This is a genomic window from Alloiococcus sp. CFN-8, assembly GCF_049943125.1.
Classification (GTDB): Bacteria; Bacillota; Clostridia; order Clostridiales; family Clostridiaceae; genus JAEXZL01.
On record NZ_CP188040.1, the window covers coordinates 184996 to 208155 of the forward strand.

The window sequence follows — 23160 nt, forward strand, 5'->3', positions numbered from 1 at the left end:
ATATATAATGGTAAATACTGCTTTTAATAATATAAATAAAATACCTGTTAGAACCTACAGATGGCTCCAGGTTAATGATGCCACAATAAAAGATGTAACAATTCCTGAGGTTAAGCCTTATACCAAGACATATCTTGCTGAGGAAGCCCCAGAAGGGATGACCCTTCAAACTTCCTTAGAAAATCCAAAGTATATAGGCTTCACCGGTGATTATATATATGGAATCAGTGATGAGCTTACCCTCATGGCAGAAAAGGGCTACAATGCAAGCCTTTATGCTCACACTGATAAAAATGTTAAAATTGAAAAGCCTATAGTTATTGACTTTTTAGCCGATGATAAGGATATGGCTATAGTTCAAAACAATGTATTCGTTGCAGAAGAAAATAGCAGCTTTACAATAGTATTAAATTATAGAGATGTAAAAGGTACAGAAGGCTTCTATAACGGTGTTACTAAGATATATGCTAAAAGAGGAGCTCATGTAACAGTGGTAAAGCTTCAAACCCTATCTAGCAGCACAAATTATTTTGATGCCACCTACTCTATTGTAGAGGGTGATGGTAAGGTTAATATGGTATCCATTGAATTAGGCGGAAAAAATTCTGTTACCAGCAATCACAGTTATCTTATTGGTGACAATGCTGAAGGTCATGCGGATACTGTATATCTAGGAAATGAAAAGAGATATATAGACTTAAATTATGTAATGAGCCACAGAGCAAGAAGAGCTAAGGGTAATATCCTAGTAAAGGGAGCTCTACTGGATGAAAGCAATAAGCTCTTCCGTGGCACTATAGACTTTAAAAGAGGCGCAGCCCGTTCTAAGGGTCGTGAAGAAGAATTCTGCATGATATTAAGTCCAAAGGCACAATTCAATGCAGTTCCACTACTTCTCTGTGATGAGGATGACGTTGAAGGAGAGCATGCCGCTAGCGCTGGAAGAATAGATGAAGAGAAGCTATTTTACCTTCGAAGCAGAGGCTTTGATGAAAAAGAAGCCAAGAGAATCTTTATAGAGGCCTCCTTCTCCCCTATTATTGATCAAATCCCTCTTGAGACCTTAAGAGAGGAAATAAAAGAAGATATAAAAAGGCGATTAAATGATGCACAATAATTTTGATGAAATAAAAAAAGATTTTCCAGTATTAAATACTTCTGGCAAAAAGCCATTAATTTATCTTGATAGTGCAGCCACGGCCCAAAAGCCCGTGGCTGTTATCCACGCTATTAAAGATTATTATGAAAGGCTTAATGCTAACCCCCATAGAGGAGCTTATGAGCTCAGCATCCTGGCAACAGAAGCCCATGATGCCGCTAGAGAAGCAGTGAGAGATTTCATAGGAGCCGCCTCTACTGAGGAGATAATATTTACTAAGAGTTCCACAGAGAGCTTTAATCTCTTAGCTTATTCCTATGGTATGAGCTTTATTGAGCCTGGAGATGAAATTGTTTTATCCATTGCTGAGCACCACAGCAATCTAATCCCCTGGCAGCAGGTAGCAAAAGCTAAAGGCGCTACTTTAAAGTATATGTACCTGGATTCTAATGGGGAGCTTCCCCCTCAGGAAATCACTTCAAAAATCACTCCAAAAACTAAACTGGTGGCCATAACTATGATGTCCAACGCCCTTGGTACTGTATTTCCTGTGGATAAGGTAATAGAAAGAGCTCATGAAATAGGAGCTGTTGTCTGTATAGACGCCGCCCAAGCGATAGCTCATAGGCCCATTGATGTTAAGTCATTAGATGCTGATTTTCTTGTATTTTCAGGGCATAAGATAATGGCGCCCATGGGTATTGGTGTTTTATACGGAAAAAAAGATCTTCTTAAAATGATGCCACCCTTCCTTTTTGGAGGAGATATGGTAGAATATGTGTATGAAGATAATACCACCTTTGCAGAGCTACCTTATAAATTTGAAGGTGGAACACAAAATGTTGAGGCTGCCATAGGCTTAATGGAAGCAATTAACTATATAAAAGCTATTGGTGTGGAAGAAATCGAGGAGCATGTACAAAAGCTATTAGCTTATTGTCATGAAAGACTAGAAGAGCTTGATTTTATTACAATCTATGGTTCTAAGGATCCCTCAAAAAAAGGAGGAGTTATATCCTTCAATGTTAAAGACGTTCATCCCCATGATGTGTCAACTATATTAGATTCATATGGTGTTGCCATCCGTTCTGGGAATCATTGCGCACAACCCTTGATGAGATTCTTAGGTATTAACTCCACCTGTAGAGTTAGCTTTTATTTATATAATACCAAAGCTGATGTAGATGCCTTTATTGACAGTCTCAAAAATGTAAGGAGATGGCTTGGTTATGGATCTTAATTCAATTTATACAGAGCTTATCATGGAGCATAATAGCTCAACTAAAAACAAAAGACACCTAAAAGAAGCAGATGTGATAGAAAAAGGTCTCAACCCCAGCTGTGGTGATGAGATTTTTCTTGAGGTTAAGTTCAATGAGGATATCATAGAGGACCTATCTTTCACCGGTACTGGTTGTGCTATTTCTCAGGCCTCTGCCTCTATGATGGTTGATCTCTTAAAGGGAAAATCTAAGGAAGAAGCACTTTCATTAGTAGAAACCTTCTTAGGTATGATTAAAAGAGAGATTAATTCTGAGGATGAGCTAGAAGTCTTAGGGGATGCCATTGCCCTTCAAAATATTTCAAACATGCCTGCCAGAGTAAAATGTGCTGTTTTAGCTTGGCATACTCTTAAGGAAAGTGTTAAAGGGAGGTAGCCATGAAAAAATTTGTCTGCGTTGAGTGCGGCTATATCTATGACCCGGAGGTAGGTGACCCTACAGTAGGAATAGGACCAGGAGTATCCTTTGATGAGCTTCCTGAGGATTGGTTCTGCCCTATCTGTGGAGAGCCTAAAGACTGCTTCGAAGAGCTTGATTAATGTAAAAAGGAGTGCTGTAACTACATCAAACTGTAGTTTTCAGCACTCCTTTTCTATATAACAGTCTACTTTTTTAACTTTAAAGGAACCTTTTTATGCTGGAGATATGTAGTTATTATCACTCCAATAAAAAAAATCGGGAAGAATAAAATTGCCTCCTTACTGATTAAAGCAACAGCATAGCCTAATATAAAGGCCAAGAACATCGGTATATCCATTAAATAAACATTCTTTCCTACAGGATAAAGCTCCTTACTGCATTTACTACATTCCATAGGGTTTTCAGGACTATGCCATATTCTTTTCCACATAGGAATAGCTTGTCCACCACAATTAGGACACTTTACTTTGCTTACATTAATTTCTTCCATAAACTAATACACCTCTATAACTAATTTAATCCTACAGCTGTTTATTATATCATTTACTTTCAAATATTAACAGCTCTAGACACAAAAATAGCTAAATTTCTGTAAAAGCAAACTTATCCCATGGCTTTAGATAATCAAGCAGCATAATTTCATCTTCCCTTATCCTTCCCACCACATTGGTCTTTCCTGAGTTCTCCATGTCCTTAAGAGCAATCTGTAGCTCACCAGCATACTGCATGTACAGATCATTTTCTATTAGTATGTCCCCTCTTTTAATCTCCCTAGTGTTATAGGGTTCAAAGGTTTCATCTCTATACTTCACTCTGCTTTGAGTGCTTCTAATCATGTAATCAGAAACATCTCCTCTATAAAAATGAGATTCCTCAAGAACAATTTTTTTCTGAAGACCACTTACCCCTTCATAGAGCTCAATGCCAAAGGTGAGCTTTTCAGTGTTGATAGATGTAAGGGCTTTAAGCTCCCTTTCACTGGCATAGCAATTAGAGATAATTATATCATCAATAAGTCCGGTAGCTATCAAATGCTTTCCTTGAACCTCAATGGGCAGTTCTCTGTGAAGCTCTAAGGTTGGTAACCCTTCCATTATAGGCCAGGGACCAAAGGTAGCTTCTTTAGAGCTTACAAAGGCAGCAGTCCTTAAACCACCCTTCTTAAATTCTTCACTGACTTTAATAAAATGATTATAAGAAAGCCCAGAATATCTATGAGGATAAAAATTATGGCAGCCTAATAAGTTTTCTTTATTTGGTCTATAGCTTAAAAGATTCTCTATATATCTATTGGCATTGCTCATATTAACTTCTATTTTTAAATTATATGGATTATAGGTCATCATGGCTTCCTCTAAGCCAGAATAGCCCATATCTAGCCTTATACCATAAACGCCTAAATCATTAAAAAAGGATAAATCCGTATAACTTATACCAAGCTCTCCAAAAACTCTAGGACTCACATCAGCTATTATTTCCATTCCTTTTTCTCTTCCATGGTTTATGACCTTCTTAAAAGCCTTTAATATATTCTCTTTGTCACCTTCTACGGATAATAGACAGGTAAACACCCTCTTAACACCATAACTACTTGCAAGGTCTATATACTCTAAATCCTTTTCTGGATCTGAATGTCCAGGATATAATGATATACCAAACTTATGCACAAATATCACTCCTTTTTTGCTTACCACAGCTCACTAATTAATAGTTCATTTAACTTAATTCTAGCATACTTGATAATCCAACGCATTACCAGTAATGAAGTATAGCTACACTTAAATAATTTAATCATTTCCATTAGATACACTATATTAACAAATGATTCTATAAACACCTTGAATTTTCATAGGATTATAGTATAATATAATCTGTTTAGTAAGAATAATAATATTGTTTAGTATATGTAATCATCAGGAGGGCTTATGGATATCGGTTATAAGATAAAACAGCTCCGACTTCAGAAAGGCTTAACCCTAGAAGAATTGGCAAGTCGCTGCGAATTAACAAAGGGTTTTTTGTCTCAGCTTGAGAGGAACCTAACCTCTCCCTCAATCTCCACTCTCGATGATATATTGGAGGTATTAGGCAGTACTCTTTCCGACTTTTTTTTAGAGGAAAAGGAGGAAAAGGTAACCTTTCAGGGGAAGGATTTCTATGTGGATGAAAGAGAAGAATATACAGTTAACTGGATAGTTCCTAACTCTCAAAAGAATGAAATGGAACCAATTCTCCTTGAGCTTCTCCCAGGAGCCAAAAGCTTCGAGGTTAACCCAAATGATGGTGAGGAGTTTGGTTATGTTCTGGAGGGACGTATTACTCTAGTTAATGGGAATAATGAATATGTACTAAAAAAGGGTGAAACCTTTTATTTAAATGGAAAGTATCATCACTTTATAAGAAACGATAAAAAATCAGTGGCTAAGATTCTCTGGATATCTACTCCGCCACTATTTTAGGAGGTTAGTATGGGAAAACTAATTCAATTTAGAAACATTGTAAAAGATTTTGACGGTCAGCTAGTATTAAAGGGAATAAATTTAGATATAAACGAAAATGAATTTGTTACTCTCCTGGGACCTTCTGGCTGTGGTAAAACAACTTTATTAAGAATACTTGGTGGCTTTTTAAGTCCAACAGAAGGAAAGGTTCTTTTTGATAATGTGGATATAAGCAATATTCCTCCTTATAAAAGAGAGGTTAATACTGTTTTCCAAAAATATGCCCTCTTTCCTCACATGAATGTCTATGACAACGTAGCCTTTGGACTTAAAATCAAAAAGGAGCCCAAGGATGTAATAGAGCAGAAGGTTATGCGTATGCTTAAGCTCGTTGGTCTTGAGGAATATAGAAATAGAAAGGTAACTGAAATGTCTGGTGGACAGCAGCAGAGAGTAGCCATCGCTAGGGCCTTAGTTAATGAGCCAAAGGTGCTGCTTCTGGATGAACCCTTAGGTGCTCTGGATTTAAAGCTTAGAAAGGAAATGCAGCATGAGCTTAAGAAAATTCAGCAGGAGGTTGGTATAACCTTTATTTATGTAACTCATGACCAGGAGGAAGCCCTTACCATGAGCGACAAAATAGTAGTTATGAGGGAAGGAGAAATTCTTCAAATTGGCTCTCCTACAGATATATATAATGAGCCTATCAATGAATATGTAGCAAATTTCATAGGGGAAAGTAATATCATAGATGGTGTTATGCTTGAGGATTACTTAGTAATGTTTGAGTACAAAAAGTTTAATTGTGTGGATTTCGGCTTCCAGAAAAACGAAAAGGTTGACGTGGTTATCCGTCCAGAGGACCTGGATATAGTTCCAACAGAACAAGGAAAGCTTAAGGGAACTGTCAAATCAGTCCTCTTTAAAGGAGTACACTATGAAACTGTAGTAGAAACCAGATCAGGAACCAGCATCACCGTTACCATGAAGGTTTCTGGTGAAAAACCAGTAATCAATGAAAGGTCAAATGAAAGAATGAGTGCTAATGACTTCTACCTTGATGTTAATGATATTAAGGAGCTCACTGAGGCAGATATAATAGCTAGAGCTGATGCACAGGCCTGGAATCCAGATACTGATACCTTTGTTTCTATTCACAGGGTTGAATATGAAATTAGTGAAAAGAACGGTATTTATCCCGTTACCTTTTCAACACAAGCTGGCACCTCTGTAACTGTTAATATGATAGTTACCGATGAAAACAGAATTGTAAGCAGTGAATATCAAGAGGAAATCTTTGCAGTTAATATCTTTAAAAGCGTTGATGACATAAAAGAAAGCATGACCCTTACAACAGATTTAAAAACTTGGGCCAATGCTTCTGCTTGGAGCTTAGAGGATGACTCTCCTGTAGAGATAACAGAGGTCATTTATGACTTTGATTCTGAAAATATAGTACCAGGAGAATATGAGGTAACCTTCAAGACTGAAGGCTATCAATATAAGATTGATACTACTGATTATTATGAGGTGGGGTCAGTGGTAGGTCTTGATTTCACTCCTGATGATATTCACATCATGTCTAAGCAAGGGAGTTATTAATTATGAGACAGTTTCGTAATATGACCTATCCTTATATAGCATGGATTTCAGCAATGATAGTAGCACCTCTGCTGCTTATCCTTCTATATGCCTTTACTACAAAGGGTAACGATGTAACCACCATTCGCTTTACCCTGGAAAACTTCACTAAATTTTTTAGTGATCCAATATATACAGATGTTTTAAAAAGATCCCTGGTGGTAGCTGTAATCACCACGATAATATGTATACTAATAGGCTATCCCTCTGCTTATATTATCGCAAGAGCTGAGGGTAAGACTAAGGTGATGCTGCTGCTTTTAATCACTATTCCCATGTGGATAAATATGCTTGTTAGAACCTATGCCTGGATCGGTATACTTCAGGATGATGGTATTATTAACACAATTCTTGGGTGGTTCGGCATGGAACCTATTAAGCTCCTTTATACGAACTTTGCCGTAATATTAGGTATGGTATATAACTTTGTACCATTTATGATTCTTCAGATATATACCTCCTTAGAAAAGATGGATAAAAGCTTGTTAGAAGCTGCCAGTGATTTAGGTGCAAATAAAATCGAAAGCTTCATAAGGGTAACTCTACCTTTATCCCTGCCAGGAGTAATCAGTGGTATAACCTTAGTTTTCCTACCTTCTGTTTCAAGCTTTGTTATCCCTAAGCTTTTAGGCGGTGGACAATATGTATTGATAGGTAATGTAATTGAAACACAATTCTTAACCTCTGGAAATTGGAACTTTGGAAGCGCTATTTCTCTTATAATGGCTATTATCATTATGCTTTCAATGTATATCACAAAAAAGATTGACAAAAACGACCCATCCAGAGGAGGTGCGACGCTATGAAAAAATCAAAAGGAATAACCTCTAAGATATTTATTTCCTTAATGCTTTTGTTTTTTTACATACCTATAATCTATATAATAATATTTTCTTTTAACGGTAATAGATCTCTAACTCACTGGAACGGTTTTTCCTTCCAGTGGTATGAAAGGATGTTTAGTAACTCTACCATGACCGATGCTATAGTTTATACTTTTATCATAGCAGTGCTGGCTACGATAATTTCCACTATAGTAGGGACTATAACTGCTATTGGTCTTTCAAAAAGCAATAGATTATTAAAAACTCTCGTGGAAAGAATAAGCGATTTTCCCATAATGAATCCTGAAATAGTAACAGCTATTGGACTATTGATGTTCTTTAGTGCCTTAAGCATCGAAAAAGGCTTTGGTACACTGCTTCTGGCCCACGTGATGTTTTGTATTCCATATGTTATACTTAGTGTAGCACCTAAGCTTCGTTCCTTAGATCCTAATCTTGCCGACGCTGCCTTAGATTTAGGAGCTACTCCCTGGCAGGCATTATTAAAAGTAATAGTTCCTCAAATAATGCCTGGTATAGTATCCGGGGCACTAATTGCCTTTACCATGTCCTTTGACGACTTTGTCATTTCCTATTTTGTAACAGGAAATGGAGTAAATAATATATCAATACTGGTTTATACCATGAGCAAGCGTATTAATCCATCGATTAATGCTCTTTCAACAATAATTATATTAATAATAACCATAGTGCTAGTATTAATTAACCTTTTGCCAGCACTAAAATCTAAAGTAAAGGAAGGTACAGAATGAAAAAAATATCGGCATTAATTTTATCTGCAGCCCTGCTTCTTACAGGCTGTGGTGGTTCTGGCTCAGAGGAAGCTATAGAGAAGTATGGCACCGACACCTTAAAGGTCTTTACCTGGGGGGAATATACAGGAGAAAATTTAATATCTGACTTCGAGGATGAGTTTGGTGTTAATGTAATAATTGAATACTTTGATTCTAATGAAGCAATGTATACAAAGCTTCAAGGTGGTTCCAAATACGACATATTGATTCCTTCTGATTATATGATTCAGCGTTTAATGAGCGAAGATGCTCTTTTACCCCTAGACAAAGAGCTTTTACCAAACCTCTCAAACCTTGCAGAGGGCGTTACTAATCTTCCTTATGATCCTGACAATAGCTATTCAGTCCCTTATTTCTGGGGTAATGTAGGTATTGTTTACAATAATAAGAATGTACCTAAGGAGCTTATAGAAAAAGAAGGCTTCAATATATTTAAAAACACTGATTATAAGGGTCAGGTTTACATGTACGATTCTGAAAGAGATGCTTTTATGGCAGCCTTTAAGGCTCTTGGCTACTCTATGAATACTGAGAAAGAAGAAGAAATACAAGCTGCCTATAAGTGGCTGCAGGAATTTAATAATACTATGGAACCAGCATATGTTACCGATGAGGTTATTGATGGAATGCTCAGTGGCCAAAAGGATATTGCACTAGTTTACAGTGGAGATGCAACGGTTATTCTCGATGAAAATGAAGATATGAGCTTTTATCTTCCTTCTGAAGGAACAAACCTCTGGTCAGACTCCATGGTAATACCTAAAAATTCCGAAGCCCCAAAGCTTGCCCATGAGTTTATAAATTATGTATTAACCTATGATGCTTCTTTAGATAATACTGAAACTGTTGGCTATGCTTCCTCAAATAAAGAGGTATTAGATGATATGAGCAGCAATGGTGGTTATTATGAAGATAATGAAGCCTACCTACCAAGAACCGGCTATGACAAGGATGAAGTATTTACAGACAATGTAATACTTAAGCAAAAGCTTTCTGAGCTATGGCTTAAGGTTAAGGCAAATTAAAAAAAATGCTGCACAGTATAGATTGTGCAGCATTTTTTTCTTTATAAACAACAGCTATATTATTATTGAAGCTAATTATTATTAATAAAAGCAAAGTCATCGGTACTGTAGTCTAACTCTTCCCTATACATAAGCTCACTGGTGATGTCTTCTCCATTTCTGTTATACAGCTTTAACAAAGCCATTCCCTCTATGGTCTGAGATTCTAAAGGACAAACTTTAAGGAAATACCTTTCATTTTTTGTGGAAAGGTATAACTTAGCTTTATTAATCGTTGTTTCCACCTTATCTATAAGAAGCTCACTATTATCCCCTGAAATTATAAGATACTTCCCCTTAGCCGTAGAAATTGTTCTAGAAAAGCATCTGCTTGCTCCAAAATCTATCCATTTGAGCATCAGCTTACTATTATACCCCTTAGTATAAATAGCCATTCCAAGCTCCCCTCCCATAGAAAAGGTAACTATCCTTGTATTATCTACATATCTAGAAGAAACCAAGGATATTTCCTTTTTTGTATTAAGCACATGGGATTGTATATCCACCAAAATGTCAAAGCTGTTATCGCCTATAAGATAGACATTGTTCTTAGAGTAAATAAAATAAATACAGATAATTGCCATAAACAACGCACCTATCAATTGACTATTCATAGTTCACCTCCCTAAAAGCTTTTAATATATGTTTTATATTGCTATATATAATCTTAATTATACCTTATTTAAAGTACAATAACTTCAGGGAATTAAAATTTCATATTTAATTGTCCTTTTGCATTATTAAACAGCTTATCTCTCTTGATGATTATTATGAATATTAAAGTCAATAAGATACCCTTAATTATGCTGCTTCCACTGATACTCCACCATACGCCATCAAGCCCCAAACCAAGCTCTCCAGAAAGTAATAAAGCAGCAGGTATCCTTAAGCCAGTAAACACTATACTGATTATTGATGGTATCAAGGTTCTTCCCAATCCATTAAAGGCACCAGAGGTGGTAATTTCAATGCACATAAATAATTGAGAATAGCCCAAAATAAACATATAAGATTTACCCATTGATATGGCTGCTGTATCACCAGGTACAAAGGCAGAGAACAGGGCTTCTCCAAAAATCATCAAGATTCCCATAGCTACAAGCCCTACCACGGAAGCAATGGCCATGGTATAGCCATATCCTTTGATAACTCTTTCCTTCTTTCCAGCTCCAAAGTTCTGTCCTGTAAAAGCCGATAAGGCAGTAGAAAGACCGTTTGCCGTCATCCAGGATATAGCTTCTATCTGTGAGCCTATTTTCTGTATTCCAATGGCTTCAGCTCCCCAAGCAGCAATTATTCTACCAATTACCATTGAAAACATGGTGAATAAGCCACTTTGGAAGGCTACTGGAATACCAAGACGAATTATGGAGGAATAGTAGCTTAATTTAACTTTATCAAATACCTTGAATCTAAGATATTCCTCATTTCCTTTAATAATCCTTATAATAAAGCAGATGGTAACTAATATCTGAGCCAGTATCGTCGCTATTGCTGCACCAGCTACTCCCATAGGCTTTATAGGACCTAACCCATATATCAGTAAAGGATCAAAAATCATATTAAAAACTAAGCCTATAGTGTTAATCTTTAAAGGAGTAGAGGAATTCCCTGCACCATTAAATATGGCAGTGAAAACCGGGTTTATAAAATATGCTGGAAGTCCTATGCATATTATTTTCAAATAGGTATGAGCCATAGAAATAACATTTGAATCCCCCAGCTTAAAATAATCAATTAAAGGCTCCCTGAGCAAAAATACTCCCAGGGTGTAGATTATACCAAGGATAATATTTATTTGAAGAGCTGTACTTATGTAATTCTTTAAGGAATGCATGTCCCTTTTACCGAGATTTTGAGCAACCTTTACCTCTGCTCCTACCTTAGAAATCATTATAAAAGCATTGGCAAGCCAGGTAAAGTAGCCCGCTGTTCCTACGGCAGCTACAGCTTTAGTCCCAACCCTGCCTATCCAAAACATATCCGTTATATTATAAGCCGTCTGCAAAAAAGAAGTGCCCATTATGGGAAGAGCCAGTGTTATCATCTTTTTTGTTATGCTTCCCTTTGTTAAATCAATATTTTTATTCAAAGAACATCACTCTCCAATCATAACAACATTAAGTATAATTGGAAACAAAGGTAAATGCAACGAATTAAATGCAAAGTATTTTCAGGTAAGCTATAATATAATAACAACTATAAGGAGGGATAATATGGTAAGAAAGCACATCATAGTAGAAGGTAGAGTACAGGGTGTAGGCTTTAGGTATAATGCAGCCCTTATAGCTTCAAAGTATAAAGTAACAGGCTATGCAAAAAACTTAGATAATGGTTCAGTAGAGCTGGAGGCCCAAGGAACCCCTGAGGCTGTAGATGTCTTTATAATGGAAATAAAAAAAGGTACCCCCTTTGCAAGAGTAACAGCTTTATATCAGGATGATATTGATATAAAGGAAAAGGAAAAATCCTTCAAAACCTTCTAGCAGGTTATGAAGGGATAATATAAAATATACCATTAACAATTTTCAATGATTGTTTACCTATTTTGCTTCATCTGGTAGAATAATCCTTGTACTACTATTCCAATATAAGCAATAATCAAAAGATAAGAAAGGATCTACAATTAAATATGGATAAGATATTTCACTTTACTAAGGAAAAGACTACCATAAAGCAGGAGGTAACTGCCGGTTTAACGGTCTTCTTTGCTGTAGTTTATATAATAGCTGTTAACTCATCTATTTTAGCAGAGGGTGGGGTTCCAAGAAATCCAGCTATACTTGCTACTATTTTAGCCTCAGCCCTAGGGTCTATATTTACTGGCCTATATTCAAATACTCCTCTGGTAATGATACCCGGTATGGGCGTAAACGCATTATTTTCCTACACGATAGTAAATACCATGGGATTAAGCTGGGAATCAGCCTTAGGAGCTGTTCTAATCAGCGGAATACTATTTGCAATAGTAGCCTTTACACCCCTTTGGCGTATACTCATGACTTCCATACCTGAGAGCTTAAAAACCTCAATCACTGTAGGTATAGGTTTATTTCTTGCTCTGTTAGGACTGCAAAAGAGCGGAGTAATAATCCCCTCACCAACAGGCTTTGGCACTTTGGGTAATCTTGCTTCAATGGAAGTACTGGCAGCTCTTTTAACCTTTATAATTGCTCTGTTTCTATATATAAGAAACGTTTCAGGAAACTTTTTACTTACTATACTTATCGGTACTATAATCAGCTTTCTCTTTGGAGTTAATTCCTTTGATTTTAATCAAAACTTAAGCTTTTCACTCACTGGATATAATGAGGTCTTTATGAAATTTTCTTTAAAGGATATAGGGACAATTCCCTTTTGGATTGCTTCCATCTCCTTTGCATTAGTACTGATCTTCAGCAATATGGGAGTTATTAATGCTTATGTAGGGGAAATGCTTTCTTCTCCTAATAAATTTCATAAGAGCTTTAAGGCAAATGCAGTATCAGCCCTAACCTGCGGCTTTTTAGGAACCAGCCCTACGGTAACCGCTGCAGAAAGCGCTGCAGGTATTGCTGTAGGTGGAAAAACAGGCCTAACCTCAGTAATCGCAGGGTTACTATTTTTACTGTGTATACCTATTATACCTCTAGTAAGCCTAATACCTGATTTAGCTGTGGCTCCTGTATTTATAATCATTGGATTGCTTATGGTACAGAATATCACAAAAATAGACTTTTCCGATTACTCAGAAGGGATAGCTTCCTTTTTAACCATAATACTAATCCCCTTCACCTCTGATATAGTTACTGGAATGGGCTTTGGCTTCATAGCATATCCACTCTTAAAAATAATATCCAGTGCTAAGAGGGATATTAGTCCTGCTCTATATATAATAGCCTTACTTTTTGTATTGAATTTCGTATTCACAATTTTATATTAGATAGTGAACAATTATATTATAAACATAGATAAAATCCCTTGAGCTTACTAAGCCCAAGGGATTAATATTATATTATTTAGCTTCTTTTGCTGCTTTTATAACTGCATCAAAATCTGGATTAGTAGAAACCTCTTCTACATATTCTGCATAAACTACCTTGTTAGAGCTATCTACCACGAAAGCTGCTCTAGTAAGAAGTCCGAGCTCCTTTATATAAACACCATACTCTTCTCCAAAGCTTCTATACTTATAATCTGATACAGTTTTCACCTGCTCTATACCATTGGCAGCGCACCATTTAGCCTGTGAGAAGGGTAGATCCATGGATACTGTTATTATCTGTACCCCAGGAATCTCTGCTGCTCTTTCATTAAACTCTTTAACCTCAATATCACATACTCTAGTTTCTATGGATGGCACAGACAATAGTATCCTTACATTCTTTGTATCTTGAAGAGAAAAATCCTTCAAATCATTGTCAACAGCTTTAAAGTCTCTTGCGATAGCTCCTACCTCTACTTTTTTTCCAGCTAAATTTACTATATCACCTTTAAATTTTACCTGCACGTTTATTCCCTCCATTATTACTGAAATATTATCTTTTAATATTATACCCCTTACTTCTTTGAGTAACCAGTTAACATAGCTATTGTTAACACAAAATTGATAATAGTCAATTAATAATGAAAGATAATTTATCCTAATATTTCTTTAAGGTCCTCAGAAACAGTAGTAGTAGGTGCTATATTAAAGTTTTCTATTAATACCTTCAAAACATTTGGAGTGATGAAGGCTGGAAGAGAAGGTCCCAGCTTAATATTCTTTATTCCTAAGGATAAGAGGGTAAGGAGTATACATACCGCCTTCTGCTCATACCAGGAAAGTATTAAGGATAAAGGAAGATCATTCACACTACATTCAAAGGCTTCTGAAAGTGCTAATGCTATCTTGATAGCTGAATAAGCATCATTACACTGTCCTACATCTAAAAGTCTAGGCAGTCCTGCTACGGTTCCAAAATCCAGCTTATTAAAGCGATATTTACCACAGGCAAGAGTCAGAATAACTGTATCCTGAGGAAGTGACGTTGCTAAATCTGTATAGTAGTTTCTTCCACTCTTAGCTCCATCACAGCCACCGATTAAAAAGAAATGCTTTATAGCTCCCTGTTTAACAGCTTCAATTATTTCTCCTGCATGACTTAAAGTTGCATTATGACCAAAGCCAACAAGTATAGTTTGCTCTTCATCCTCTTCCATAAAACCACCTAAAGAAAGAGCTTTCTCGATTACAGGAGTGAAGTCTTTATGTCCATCTACTTCATCTATATGAACAGCTCCTGGCCATGCCACAACGCTGGTGGTGAAAATCCTATCCATATAGCTGTTTCTTGGCTTTTGAATACAGTTAGTAGTCATAAGCACAGCTCCAGGTATTCCATCGAATTCCTTCTGCTGATCCTGCCAAGCTCCGCCATAGTTTCCTACTAAATGAGGATACTTATGAAGCTCAGGGTATGCATGAGCTGGAAGCATTTCACCATGAGTATATATATTAATTCCTTTTCCTTCTGTTTGCTCTAACAGTTCCTTTAAATCCTTAAGATCATGTCCGGATACTATTATAAAGGGTCCTTTTTTCTTAGTAACAGGTACTGCTGTTGGTACTGGATGTCCAAAGCTATCAGTGTTTGCCTTATCTAAAAGCTCCATGATCTTAAAATTCACCTGACCAAGCTCCATGTTTAAGCCAATCCACTCTTCTGCTCCTAAGGCATCATTAAGAGTAGCAGCTAAGCCTTTATAGAAGAATTCGTAAACCTCTTGATTTTCATAGCCTTGTACATAGGCATGATGAGCATAAGCTGCCATTCCCTTTAAGCCATAAATAAGAAGCTCTCTTAAGGAAGTTATATCTTCATTGATATTTAAAGCTGGTATACTGATTGCCTTAGCAGCATCCACCATTAAATCTACTGTAATGGGTGCTTTATAGGAAGCAGCTTCAATAACATTCCTTTCTCCTAAAGCCTTTATAAGGTTCTCCTTAATTCCATTTCCTTTAATGATTAATTCTCCAATGGGAGCCTCATCAAAGCTTACATTAGTTAAGGTTGTGAATAAAGCATCAACCATATATCTATTTATATCCGCGGAGACAGCCTTAACCCCGGACTTTTTTAATTCCTCTACAAGATAGCCTATTCCCTTAAGCTGAAACACTAATAAATCCTGCAGTGCAGCTATTCTAGGACTTTTACCACATACTCCAAATTTAGTACAGCCTGTATTTCCTGCTCTTTGTTCACATTGAAAACAAAACATATCATAGCCATTTAAATTTAATTCCTTAATCACTTTCATACCTCCCAAGGTTTCTAACTTATAGCTTTATTTTACGGTCTAGAATAAAAAAAATCGGTAACAAAGGTTACCGATTTTACCATAATATATTTATTTTTTCTTTTTTACCACTTTAAGCCTAAAAAATTCCTCTCTGTCTTTTTCATCTAATATATTAGATATATTTTTGATTAAATCCTTAAACTTTGGTATCTGAATATTTTGCAGAGCATTTGCTCTCTTCTGAGTTTTTTTCACCTCTATGGCAAGTCTGTAAACTGCATTTTCCACCTCAGCTAGCTCATAAATGAGGTATTTAACATCATTAAACTTTATAAAGGCTTCATCTACAGCAGAATTGGAGCTATATAGGCCATAGGCAGGAGTCACTGGCTTCTTTGTATACTTAACCTCTGGAACCTCCACTCCCATTACTGAGCGATATATAACCTCGTAGTCCCTTGATTCTGGTACTGCTAGGGCTACATCCTCTATGGAGTTGATGCCTAAGCTAATATTTGCTCTTCTTAAAGCTTCATAGGCTTCCTGAAAAGTAGAATCTATCTTCTCCTGAAGGCCTCTAACTCTATCCATATAGCCCATCATTTCTCTTATCAATACATTTCTTTTTTTATCTAAGAGCTCGAAGCCTTTTTGAGAAAACTCTAAAGAGCTTTGGGCAGCCATTAGATTAGATTTGGTAGGTGCTGTATTTTCCATTATTTTACCACCTAGCTTCTATAATATTTATCTAGAGCCTCTTGAGATATTCTATCCAGCTCATTACGTGGTAGTATCGAAAGAATATCCCATGCTAAATCCAAGGTTTCGTCTATATCTCTATTTTCATCATAGTGCTGATTTAAAAATCTATTTTCAAAAGCTCTTCCGAATTCCATAAAGATCTTATCTGTTTCAGACAATTCTTCCTCTCCTATTACCTGAGCCAATGCTTGAATATCCTGCACCCTGGAATAGGAGGAAAATATCTGATTTGAAACATCAGCATGATCTTCTCTTGTATACCCTTCCCCAATACCATCCTTCATTAATCTCGATAATGAGGGAAGTATATTAACTGGTGGATAGATATTTTTTTGCTGTAGACCCCTGCTCAGAACTATCTGCCCTTCAGTGATATACCCTGTAAGGTCAGGAATAGGATGGGTGATATCATCATTAGGCATAGTTAATATAGGTATCTGAGTAATACTACCGCTGCCATCATTGAGCATTCCTGCTCTTTCATATAAAGAAGCTAAATCAGAATATAGATATCCTGGATATCCCTTTCTGCTTGGGACCTCTTCTCTTAAGGAGGAAAGCTCTCTTAAAGCTTCGCAATAGCTGGTCATGTCTGTTAGGATAACCAATACATGCATCCCTTCATCAAAAGCCAAATATTCAGCAGCAGTAAGAGCACAGCGAGGGGTTATAACCCTCTCAACTATAGGGTCATCAGCTAGATTAGTAAACATTACAACCTTTTGAAGCACTCCTGCTTCCTTAAAGCTCTGTCTAAAAAAGCTTGCATCATCATGCTTAATCCCCATAGCAGCAAAAATTATACAAAAGTTATCTGCTTCATCAGCACTTATCTTTGCCTGCCTAACTATCTGTGCCGCTAATTCATTATGGGCCATACCACTACCGGAAAATATAGGTAGCTTCTGACCACGAATCAAAGTAGTAAGGCAGTCTATGGATGAAACTCCAGTCTGTATAAAGTTTCTTGGATACTTTCTAGCTACAGGATTTAAAGGTCTCCCATTAACATTTCTTCTATTTTTAGAATATATAGGAATACCTCCATCCCTAGGAGCTCCTACTCCATTAAACTCTCTTCCAAGAATTTCTTTAGAAAGGGCCAGCTCAAAGGGTCTTCCAGTAAAGGATACAGAAGCATTGATTACAGATATTCCCTGAGTCGCCTCAAAGACCTGTATAATAGCCTTATCCTGCTCCATCTGTACTACTCTTCCCTGTCTTCTAGAACCATCGGATAATCTAATTTCAACTATTTCATCATAACCAACATTCTCTACCTCAGAAACTATTATAAGAGGACCCTGCACTTTATCTAATCTTAAATATTCTTTTTTCATCCTATCACCTACTTTTTAGTTGCATATTTCTGGTAGAGAGCTTCATAGTAATCTTTAATTTCCTTTTGAAGATTTTCAAGATAAGAAAAATCATCATTAGGAACATTATATTTCATTTTATGAAGAGACTCGGTAATTTCCTTATTGGAGAGAAATGCTATAGGAACTCCAACCTTAGCAGCCTTATTAGCATGTTCATAAAAAATACTTATAGTTTTAAGCATCTCATATTGCTTAGATAGTGGTACATAGGTATCCATTTGATGATATGCATTTTGCTGCAGGAAGCCAATCCTTATTATCTTTGCCGTTTCTAAGATCAGCCTCTGATCATCGGGAAGAACATCCTCACCTACCAGCTTAACAATCTCTAAGAGCTTATTTTCTTCATATAGAAGCTTAAGCATATCTCCTCTTAGCTCCCATATTTCAGAGGATACATTATCCTCATACCATTCTCTTAAAAGATTTATATAACCACTATAGCTGGTCAACCAGTTTATTGCAGGATAATGTCTAGAATAAGCTAAATTCTTATCAAGCCCTAAAAAGGCCGTTACAAATCTCTTAGTATTTTGTGTTACTGGCTCTGAGAAATCACCACCGGCAGGAGAAACTGCTCCTATTACTGTAACAGAGCCTTCGGTACCATTTAGGTTTTCAACATAGCCGGCTCTTTCATAAAACTCTGCAAGCCTTGAAGGAAGATAAGCCGGATAGCCTTCTTCTGCAGGCATTTCTTCTAGTCTTCCAGAAATCTCCCTGAGAGCCTCTGCCCAACGGGAGGTGGAATCAGCCATTATGGCCACATGGTATCCCATGTCTCTGAAATACTCAGCTAAGGTTATGCCAGTATAAATACTAGCTTCCCTTGCTGCTACGGGCATATTAGAGGTATTTGCAATGAGTATGGTTCTATCCATCAGAGACTTACCTGTTTTAGGGTCTATGAGCTTAGGAAAATCCTCCAGAACCTCTGTCATTTCATTACCTCTTTCACCACAACCAACATAAACTATGATATCGGCATCAGACCATTTAGCTAGCTGATGCTGTGTCATTGTTTTACCAGTACCAAAGCCTCCGGGAATAGCAACTGTACCGCCCTTGGCTAAGGGGAAGAAAACATCTATTACTCTCTGACCTGTAATAAGTGGTCTAAAGATTGTTTTTCTCTCCGCTATAGGTCTTGCATTTCTAACAGGCCACATCTGGTAAAGCTTTAATTCTTCTATTTCCTCTGAGGTTTTTAGCTTAACTACGGTGGTTTCTATATTATAGCTTCCCGAGGGTAATACCTCTACCACAGTCCCTTCTTTATAAGGGGGAACCATGAGCTTATGGAGTATTAAATCCGTCTCTTGAACTGTGGCATAAACATCACCGCTCTTTAAGTAGTCGCCAACCTGTGCTTTAATAGTAACTTCCCATAGTTTTTCTTCGTCAATGGTTAAAAGGCCTATTCCTTCAGGAATGAATCCATAGTTGATCTCATTGATTTTAAGAAGAGGTCTTTCTATTCCATCAAAAATACCACTTAAAACTCCAGGACCAAGCTTTAAGCTTAAGGGGTTACCTGTGGACTCAACTGGTTCATTAACCTTTAGTCCTCCAGTCTCTTCATAAACCTGAATCGTTGCATTATCTCCATCTAATATGATTATCTCACCAATGAGTCTTTTCTCTCCCACCATAACCATTTCTCTCATCTGAAAACCGCTCATACCTTTTGCCTTAACTACAGGTCCATTTATTGCTATAATTTTCCCTAATTTACTATCCATTATATACCCCCTCTACGCCAAAGCTTCTGTAACCATAATTCCTATAGTCTCTTTATTTTCCAAGAGCATATTTTTAAGGGTACAGTCGTATTTGTAAATGAATTCTTCATCCTCTATAATAAAGCCTCCAATATAGTCCTCATCTAGGGGGTTATAAGTGAGCTTAATATTATTGCATTTAGCTTCAAGGTGCTTAATATCTTCCTGGAGAGCCTCGATATCTTTTTCCAAGGCAAAAAGAATATAGCTTCCTCTCTGTAAAGATTTAAGACTAGCTTCTAACTTTTCCATAATAAAACTCTTATAGCTATCCGAAGCTGCAAACTCGGTTAGCTTCTCCTGGAGAGCTGTTTCTACTTCCTTTATGAGCTTACCCTTTAAGCCTAAGATTTCACGATTGCTTTTACTTTCTTCCTTAGAAATAATTTCAAGAGCTCTTGTGTTAGCTTTTTTAAAGCTCTCCTTCTTTGCAGCCATTAGCTTTTTCTCCAGCTCTTCCTTCTTTTCTCTTATAGCTTCTTCTCTGTCTAAGCGAAAATCCTCAAGCTGCTTATTTTTCTTTTCCTCTAGCTTTTCAAATATAGCTTTATGGAAAAGCCTTAATTTATCATCAATAGTAGTAGACATTCTATCACCTACTTCCTTATTTAAATTTTAAGACCAATGGATTCCTTCATATATTTAGCTATATAATCACTGCCTCTCATTGTTCCGTGTCTATCCTGAATTTGTACAACTAATGGGCTGTACTTACCCATTCGGATTTCTTCCATCTCTTCCGAAATAAAAGCCATAGCTCTTTCAGTGATTATGATTATACCTATATCTTTATCCTTCTTAATATATTCAAGGCTTTTCAATGCTTCTTCCCTTGTATGAGCTACAATTCCATCAATACCTGCAATCTTCATTCCTACTAAAGAATCTATATTATCGCTAATTATATAAGCTCTCATATACTTTTTAGATTCCTGTTAATATCATTATGGAAATAATCAGACCATAAATGGCTATACCTTCAGCAAGACCAACATATATAAGAGTCTTACCTAATATACCTGGATCCTCTGAAACAGCTCCAAGAGCAGAAGAACCAACAGCTGCAACACCATAACCAGCACCAATACAGGCTAAGCCAGTACTTAAAGCTGCAGCTAGATAGCCCATACCATCACCAATAGATGCTCCGGCTCCTTCTGTAGCAGCATGAGCTACCTCAGGTATCATAATTACTATTGCAGCCATGATTGCAGGGATAAAAATTGACAAATTAACCTTCAGTGCTTTTCTTATCTTCACCTTACCATTAATATCTTCCTTGGCTTTCTGAACAAGTCCATAGGATATTGTAGCTACTACTATCGCAAATACCACCATTAAAAATAAATACATCATATTAACAACTCCTTATTTTAAATTTATCTCTTCACTAGAAATATTCAGTCTATCCTGATACTTTATAGAAACTGGAGTAAAAGGCGAACCTGAACCGCTATAGTACTTGCTAAACAGCTCATAATACTCTAGCCTCAGACCCTGGATGAACACAATCAATCCCTCCAAGCCAATAATCACTAAATTACCTAATACATATATCAATATGCTTCCTATACCACCATTGACCATATGTGCTAATGATTCAAAGGCCAAGAAGAGGCCTACATGATTGATAGCGAAGGCTCCTACTCTTATGAAGGACAGGGTGTTAGAAAACATGCTGAGCAGTGTTTCTATTATTTCAAATACTGCTTCTACAAAATATGACCCCGGAGAATCATGGAAAAGAGGTCTATGATTTGAAACTAAATTTGATAGAGGCTCTTTTAAGAAAATCATAAGAAGCAATATTACTAAAAGAGCAACAAAAACTCCTGTAGGAAGGATATTTATATCTAAGAAAATAGATAATATCAGTCCTAATACTGTAAGGAAGAACAGCAAGCCTGCCAGACCATCCTTACCAAAGAGCCCATGTTCTATATCCTTTCTTCTGTAAGCATTTATTAGTCCCAAAATGTAACCTACTATAAGAAGGATACAACCAAAAACTATCGCTCCTATGAGAACATCCATAATATCCTCCATAGGCCTTATAAGAAGAGCTGGTATCACCGTCTCAAAGCCAAAAACACTTCCGTAGAGAGTTCCAAAAACCATAGAGCTAATGCCCAGCCTAGTAAACACTCCACCAAGATTTACTCTTTTCATCTTCTTAGAGATAAATAGTCCAGCTAAAGCAAATATTAGGCCCTGACCTAAATCTCCAAACATTGCTCCAAAAAGAAGTAAATAGCTTATACTTAAAAAAGCTGTAGGATCTATCTCTCCATAGGAAGGCATTCCATACATCCTTACCATGGATTCAAAGGGCTTAACCAAGAAATTATTTTTAAGTCTGGTAGGAGCCTTTAAATTTGAATTTTCCAGAGTTTCAGCACTTTTATCTATTATTATTATCTGCTTATCTATCTTTTCTATGGCTCTTGTTAATTTCTTTATTTCACCTTCAGGAACCCATCCACTGATATAAAAGAAATCCTTAGCTATAGCTGCCTTTGCTTTCACTGCATTAGATTGCATCTCTAGATCAAGGCTTATCTCTAAAATATCAATTTTACCACTATTTTCTTTTATGAAGGCTTTCTGCTCCTCTTCTAAAAGCTTCACTTCATTTTCTAAATCCTTTTGAAGATTTCGGAGCTCCTGTACCGCTTCCTTTGGTGTACCATTAAAACCCATGGCATTAGGGATAGGCTCACAGTTTGCGGATCTAAAAATATTATTCGCTTCCTTTAACAAAAGATTAGGGGTAAAGGTCAAAATAATTTTATAATCCTTTGTGGTATATATTGTTATAATTATTGAAGGAATGTTTTCATAATTCCTTTTTAGCTTCTCTCTGTTTTCTCGGCTTATTTTATATATTCCCCAAGAAAAATTCTTTAAATCATTTAGGTTCTCGATTTTAACATCCACCTCTGAAAGAAAATCTAAGCTTTCACTAAGCTTCTGATAGTCCTCCATTAGGTGTTTATAATTTTCAAGCTTATCATTGATATCTTTAAAGTCCTTATAAAGCTCTCCTATTTGTGACACTATCTCATCCTGGTTCATCATAGGTGATATTTTTTCATAGTCTTCCTTAATGAGAGAGGTTTTAGCACTAACAATTTCATTTAAATGCTTCTTGGTCTCAGAAAAATCCCTACTACTATTTGCAGGAAGTATTTGTGATACATTTAAAATAGCATCCATATTTGTTTCGTTAGTACTTATATAAAAATTTGAAGAATTAATTTGCTGAAAGGCATCAACTGGCTCAAAGTTATTTAGTAAAACCAGCAGCTTCGTTATCCTATCAAACTGGTTGACATCACCAACTAAATCAACCATGTGCATTTTTTCTACAGCCATCTACTA

Annotated in this window: 24 protein-coding genes; 11 read left to right on the forward strand and 13 right to left on the reverse strand. The window is 36.5% G+C overall.

The features are described from left to right. The first annotated feature begins 7 nt into the window (after positions 1-7). From sufD to ACPWSR_RS00940, 4 genes are read left to right on the forward strand one after another with little or no spacing between them, the layout of a single operon-like run. Entirely contained in the window at positions 8-1117 is a 1110-nt protein-coding gene (gene sufD, locus ACPWSR_RS00925; protein WP_426349814.1) for a Fe-S cluster assembly protein SufD, read from the forward strand. Continuing rightward, positions 1107-2339, forward strand: a complete 1233-nt coding sequence (locus ACPWSR_RS00930; RefSeq protein WP_426349815.1) for a cysteine desulfurase — start codon at positions 1107-1109, stop codon at positions 2337-2339. Before sufD ends, ACPWSR_RS00930 begins: the two co-directional genes overlap by 11 nt. Then, positions 2329-2757, forward strand: coding sequence for a Fe-S cluster assembly sulfur transfer protein SufU (sufU, locus tag ACPWSR_RS00935; protein WP_426349816.1), 429 nt, complete (start codon positions 2329-2331; stop codon positions 2755-2757). Before ACPWSR_RS00930 ends, sufU begins: the two co-directional genes overlap by 11 nt. A 2-nt stretch (positions 2758-2759) precedes the next feature. After that, complete coding sequence (locus tag ACPWSR_RS00940; protein WP_426349817.1) at positions 2760-2921, forward strand: rubredoxin; 162 nt, start codon at positions 2760-2762, stop codon at positions 2919-2921. 65 nt (positions 2922-2986) lie between these two features. On the opposite strand, the gene ACPWSR_RS00945 is transcribed toward ACPWSR_RS00940, so the two are convergent. Continuing rightward, complete coding sequence (locus ACPWSR_RS00945) at positions 2987-3292, reverse strand: hypothetical protein (RefSeq protein WP_426349818.1); 306 nt, start codon at positions 3290-3292, stop codon at positions 2987-2989. Between the two features lie 91 nt (positions 3293-3383). Then, a complete protein-coding gene (locus ACPWSR_RS00950) occupies positions 3384-4469 on the reverse strand; it encodes a DUF871 domain-containing protein (protein WP_426349819.1) in 1086 nt (361 codons plus the stop codon). Between the two features lie 258 nt (positions 4470-4727). Between ACPWSR_RS00950 and ACPWSR_RS00955 the strand changes: the two genes are divergently transcribed. Genes ACPWSR_RS00955 through ACPWSR_RS00975 form a run of 5 tightly spaced genes read left to right on the forward strand, consistent with a single transcriptional unit; the run spans position 4728 to position 9548 of the window. Next, a complete protein-coding gene (locus tag ACPWSR_RS00955) occupies positions 4728-5261 on the forward strand; it encodes a helix-turn-helix domain-containing protein (protein WP_426349820.1) in 534 nt (177 codons plus the stop codon). Positions 5262-5270: 9 nt separating this feature from the next. Continuing rightward, positions 5271-6845, forward strand: coding sequence for an ABC transporter ATP-binding protein (locus tag ACPWSR_RS00960; RefSeq protein WP_426349821.1), 1575 nt, complete (start codon positions 5271-5273; stop codon positions 6843-6845). 2 nt (positions 6846-6847) lie between these two features. Then, positions 6848-7690: an ABC transporter permease gene (locus ACPWSR_RS00965; RefSeq protein WP_426349822.1), complete on the forward strand. Its 843-nt coding sequence runs from the start codon at positions 6848-6850 to the stop codon at positions 7688-7690. Then, positions 7687-8481 carry an ABC transporter permease gene (locus ACPWSR_RS00970; protein WP_426349823.1) on the forward strand — a complete coding sequence of 265 codons (795 nt, stop codon included), beginning with the start codon at positions 7687-7689 and terminating at the stop codon, positions 8479-8481. Before ACPWSR_RS00965 ends, ACPWSR_RS00970 begins: the two co-directional genes overlap by 4 nt. Beyond that, complete coding sequence (locus tag ACPWSR_RS00975) at positions 8478-9548, forward strand: ABC transporter substrate-binding protein (RefSeq protein ID WP_426349824.1); 1071 nt, start codon at positions 8478-8480, stop codon at positions 9546-9548. Before ACPWSR_RS00970 ends, ACPWSR_RS00975 begins: the two co-directional genes overlap by 4 nt. A gap of 71 nt (positions 9549-9619) precedes the next feature. On the opposite strand, the gene ACPWSR_RS00980 is transcribed toward ACPWSR_RS00975, so the two are convergent. After that, positions 9620-10201, reverse strand: coding sequence for a hypothetical protein (locus tag ACPWSR_RS00980; RefSeq protein ID WP_426349825.1), 582 nt, complete (start codon positions 10199-10201; stop codon positions 9620-9622). Positions 10202-10293: 92 nt separating this feature from the next. After that, positions 10294-11679, reverse strand: a complete 1386-nt coding sequence (locus ACPWSR_RS00985) for an MATE family efflux transporter (RefSeq protein ID WP_426349826.1) — start codon at positions 11677-11679, stop codon at positions 10294-10296. 124 nt (positions 11680-11803) lie between these two features. On the opposite strand from ACPWSR_RS00985, the gene ACPWSR_RS00990 reads away from it, so the two are divergent. Further along, the gene (locus tag ACPWSR_RS00990) at positions 11804-12073 is read left to right on the forward strand and encodes an acylphosphatase (RefSeq protein ID WP_426349827.1); all 270 of its coding nucleotides are present in this window, start codon (positions 11804-11806) and stop codon (positions 12071-12073) included. A 146-nt stretch (positions 12074-12219) separates the two neighbouring features. Continuing rightward, a complete protein-coding gene (locus ACPWSR_RS00995) occupies positions 12220-13509 on the forward strand; it encodes an NCS2 family permease (RefSeq protein ID WP_426349828.1) in 1290 nt (429 codons plus the stop codon). Between the two features lie 72 nt (positions 13510-13581). On the opposite strand, the gene tpx is transcribed toward ACPWSR_RS00995, so the two are convergent. The 9 genes from tpx to ACPWSR_RS01040 form a co-directional block, all read right to left on the reverse strand. Next, entirely contained in the window at positions 13582-14076 is a 495-nt protein-coding gene (gene tpx, locus ACPWSR_RS01000; protein WP_426349829.1) for a thiol peroxidase, read from the reverse strand. A 128-nt stretch (positions 14077-14204) separates the two neighbouring features. Next, positions 14205-15866, reverse strand: a complete 1662-nt coding sequence (gene hcp, locus ACPWSR_RS01005) for a hydroxylamine reductase (RefSeq protein WP_426349830.1) — start codon at positions 15864-15866, stop codon at positions 14205-14207. Between the two features lie 96 nt (positions 15867-15962). Next, positions 15963-16571 (reverse strand): V-type ATP synthase subunit D, encoded by a 609-nt coding sequence (locus ACPWSR_RS01010; protein ID WP_426349831.1) that lies wholly within the window; start codon positions 16569-16571, stop codon positions 15963-15965. An 11-nt stretch (positions 16572-16582) separates the two neighbouring features. Next, the gene (locus tag ACPWSR_RS01015; RefSeq protein ID WP_426349832.1) at positions 16583-17956 is read right to left on the reverse strand and encodes a V-type ATP synthase subunit B; all 1374 of its coding nucleotides are present in this window, start codon (positions 17954-17956) and stop codon (positions 16583-16585) included. A gap of 8 nt (positions 17957-17964) precedes the next feature. Continuing rightward, a complete protein-coding gene (locus ACPWSR_RS01020; RefSeq protein ID WP_426349833.1) occupies positions 17965-19740 on the reverse strand; it encodes a V-type ATP synthase subunit A in 1776 nt (591 codons plus the stop codon). 12 nt (positions 19741-19752) lie between these two features. Then, positions 19753-20367 (reverse strand): V-type ATP synthase subunit E, encoded by a 615-nt coding sequence (locus ACPWSR_RS01025; protein ID WP_426349834.1) that lies wholly within the window; start codon positions 20365-20367, stop codon positions 19753-19755. Between the two features lie 20 nt (positions 20368-20387). Continuing rightward, positions 20388-20696: a V-type ATP synthase subunit F gene (locus ACPWSR_RS01030; RefSeq protein ID WP_426349835.1), complete on the reverse strand. Its 309-nt coding sequence runs from the start codon at positions 20694-20696 to the stop codon at positions 20388-20390. Between the two features lie 7 nt (positions 20697-20703). Continuing rightward, the gene (locus ACPWSR_RS01035) at positions 20704-21135 is read right to left on the reverse strand and encodes an ATP synthase subunit C (protein ID WP_426349836.1); all 432 of its coding nucleotides are present in this window, start codon (positions 21133-21135) and stop codon (positions 20704-20706) included. 12 nt (positions 21136-21147) lie between these two features. Beyond that, positions 21148-23154, reverse strand: coding sequence for a V-type ATP synthase subunit I (locus ACPWSR_RS01040; protein WP_426349837.1), 2007 nt, complete (start codon positions 23152-23154; stop codon positions 21148-21150). Positions 23155-23160: the final 6 nt, after the last annotated feature.

Coding starts and splice junctions, on each gene's coding strand:
- sufD (WP_426349814.1), top strand. CDS start 8: ATGGTAAATACTGCTTTTAATAATATAAATAAAATACCTGTTAGAACC.
- ACPWSR_RS00930 (WP_426349815.1), top strand. CDS start 1,107: ATGCACAATAATTTTGATGAAATAAAAAAAGATTTTCCAGTATTAAAT.
- sufU (WP_426349816.1), top strand. CDS start 2,329: ATGGATCTTAATTCAATTTATACAGAGCTTATCATGGAGCATAATAGC.
- ACPWSR_RS00940 (WP_426349817.1), top strand. CDS start 2,760: ATGAAAAAATTTGTCTGCGTTGAGTGCGGCTATATCTATGACCCGGAG.
- ACPWSR_RS00945 (WP_426349818.1), bottom strand. CDS start 3,292: ATGGAAGAAATTAATGTAAGCAAAGTAAAGTGTCCTAATTGTGGTGGA.
- ACPWSR_RS00955 (WP_426349820.1), top strand. CDS start 4,728: ATGGATATCGGTTATAAGATAAAACAGCTCCGACTTCAGAAAGGCTTA.
- ACPWSR_RS00960 (WP_426349821.1), top strand. CDS start 5,271: ATGGGAAAACTAATTCAATTTAGAAACATTGTAAAAGATTTTGACGGT.
- ACPWSR_RS00965 (WP_426349822.1), top strand. CDS start 6,848: ATGAGACAGTTTCGTAATATGACCTATCCTTATATAGCATGGATTTCA.
- ACPWSR_RS00970 (WP_426349823.1), top strand. CDS start 7,687: ATGAAAAAATCAAAAGGAATAACCTCTAAGATATTTATTTCCTTAATG.
- ACPWSR_RS00975 (WP_426349824.1), top strand. CDS start 8,478: ATGAAAAAAATATCGGCATTAATTTTATCTGCAGCCCTGCTTCTTACA.
- ACPWSR_RS00980 (WP_426349825.1), bottom strand. CDS start 10,201: ATGAATAGTCAATTGATAGGTGCGTTGTTTATGGCAATTATCTGTATT.
- ACPWSR_RS00990 (WP_426349827.1), top strand. CDS start 11,804: ATGGTAAGAAAGCACATCATAGTAGAAGGTAGAGTACAGGGTGTAGGC.
- ACPWSR_RS00995 (WP_426349828.1), top strand. CDS start 12,220: ATGGATAAGATATTTCACTTTACTAAGGAAAAGACTACCATAAAGCAG.
- ACPWSR_RS01010 (WP_426349831.1), bottom strand. CDS start 16,571: ATGGAAAATACAGCACCTACCAAATCTAATCTAATGGCTGCCCAAAGC.
- ACPWSR_RS01015 (WP_426349832.1), bottom strand. CDS start 17,956: ATGAAAAAAGAATATTTAAGATTAGATAAAGTGCAGGGTCCTCTTATA.
- ACPWSR_RS01020 (WP_426349833.1), bottom strand. CDS start 19,740: ATGGATAGTAAATTAGGGAAAATTATAGCAATAAATGGACCTGTAGTT.
- ACPWSR_RS01025 (WP_426349834.1), bottom strand. CDS start 20,367: ATGTCTACTACTATTGATGATAAATTAAGGCTTTTCCATAAAGCTATA.
- ACPWSR_RS01030 (WP_426349835.1), bottom strand. CDS start 20,696: ATGAGAGCTTATATAATTAGCGATAATATAGATTCTTTAGTAGGAATG.
- ACPWSR_RS01035 (WP_426349836.1), bottom strand. CDS start 21,135: ATGATGTATTTATTTTTAATGGTGGTATTTGCGATAGTAGTAGCTACA.
- ACPWSR_RS01040 (WP_426349837.1), bottom strand. CDS start 23,154: ATGGCTGTAGAAAAAATGCACATGGTTGATTTAGTTGGTGATGTCAAC.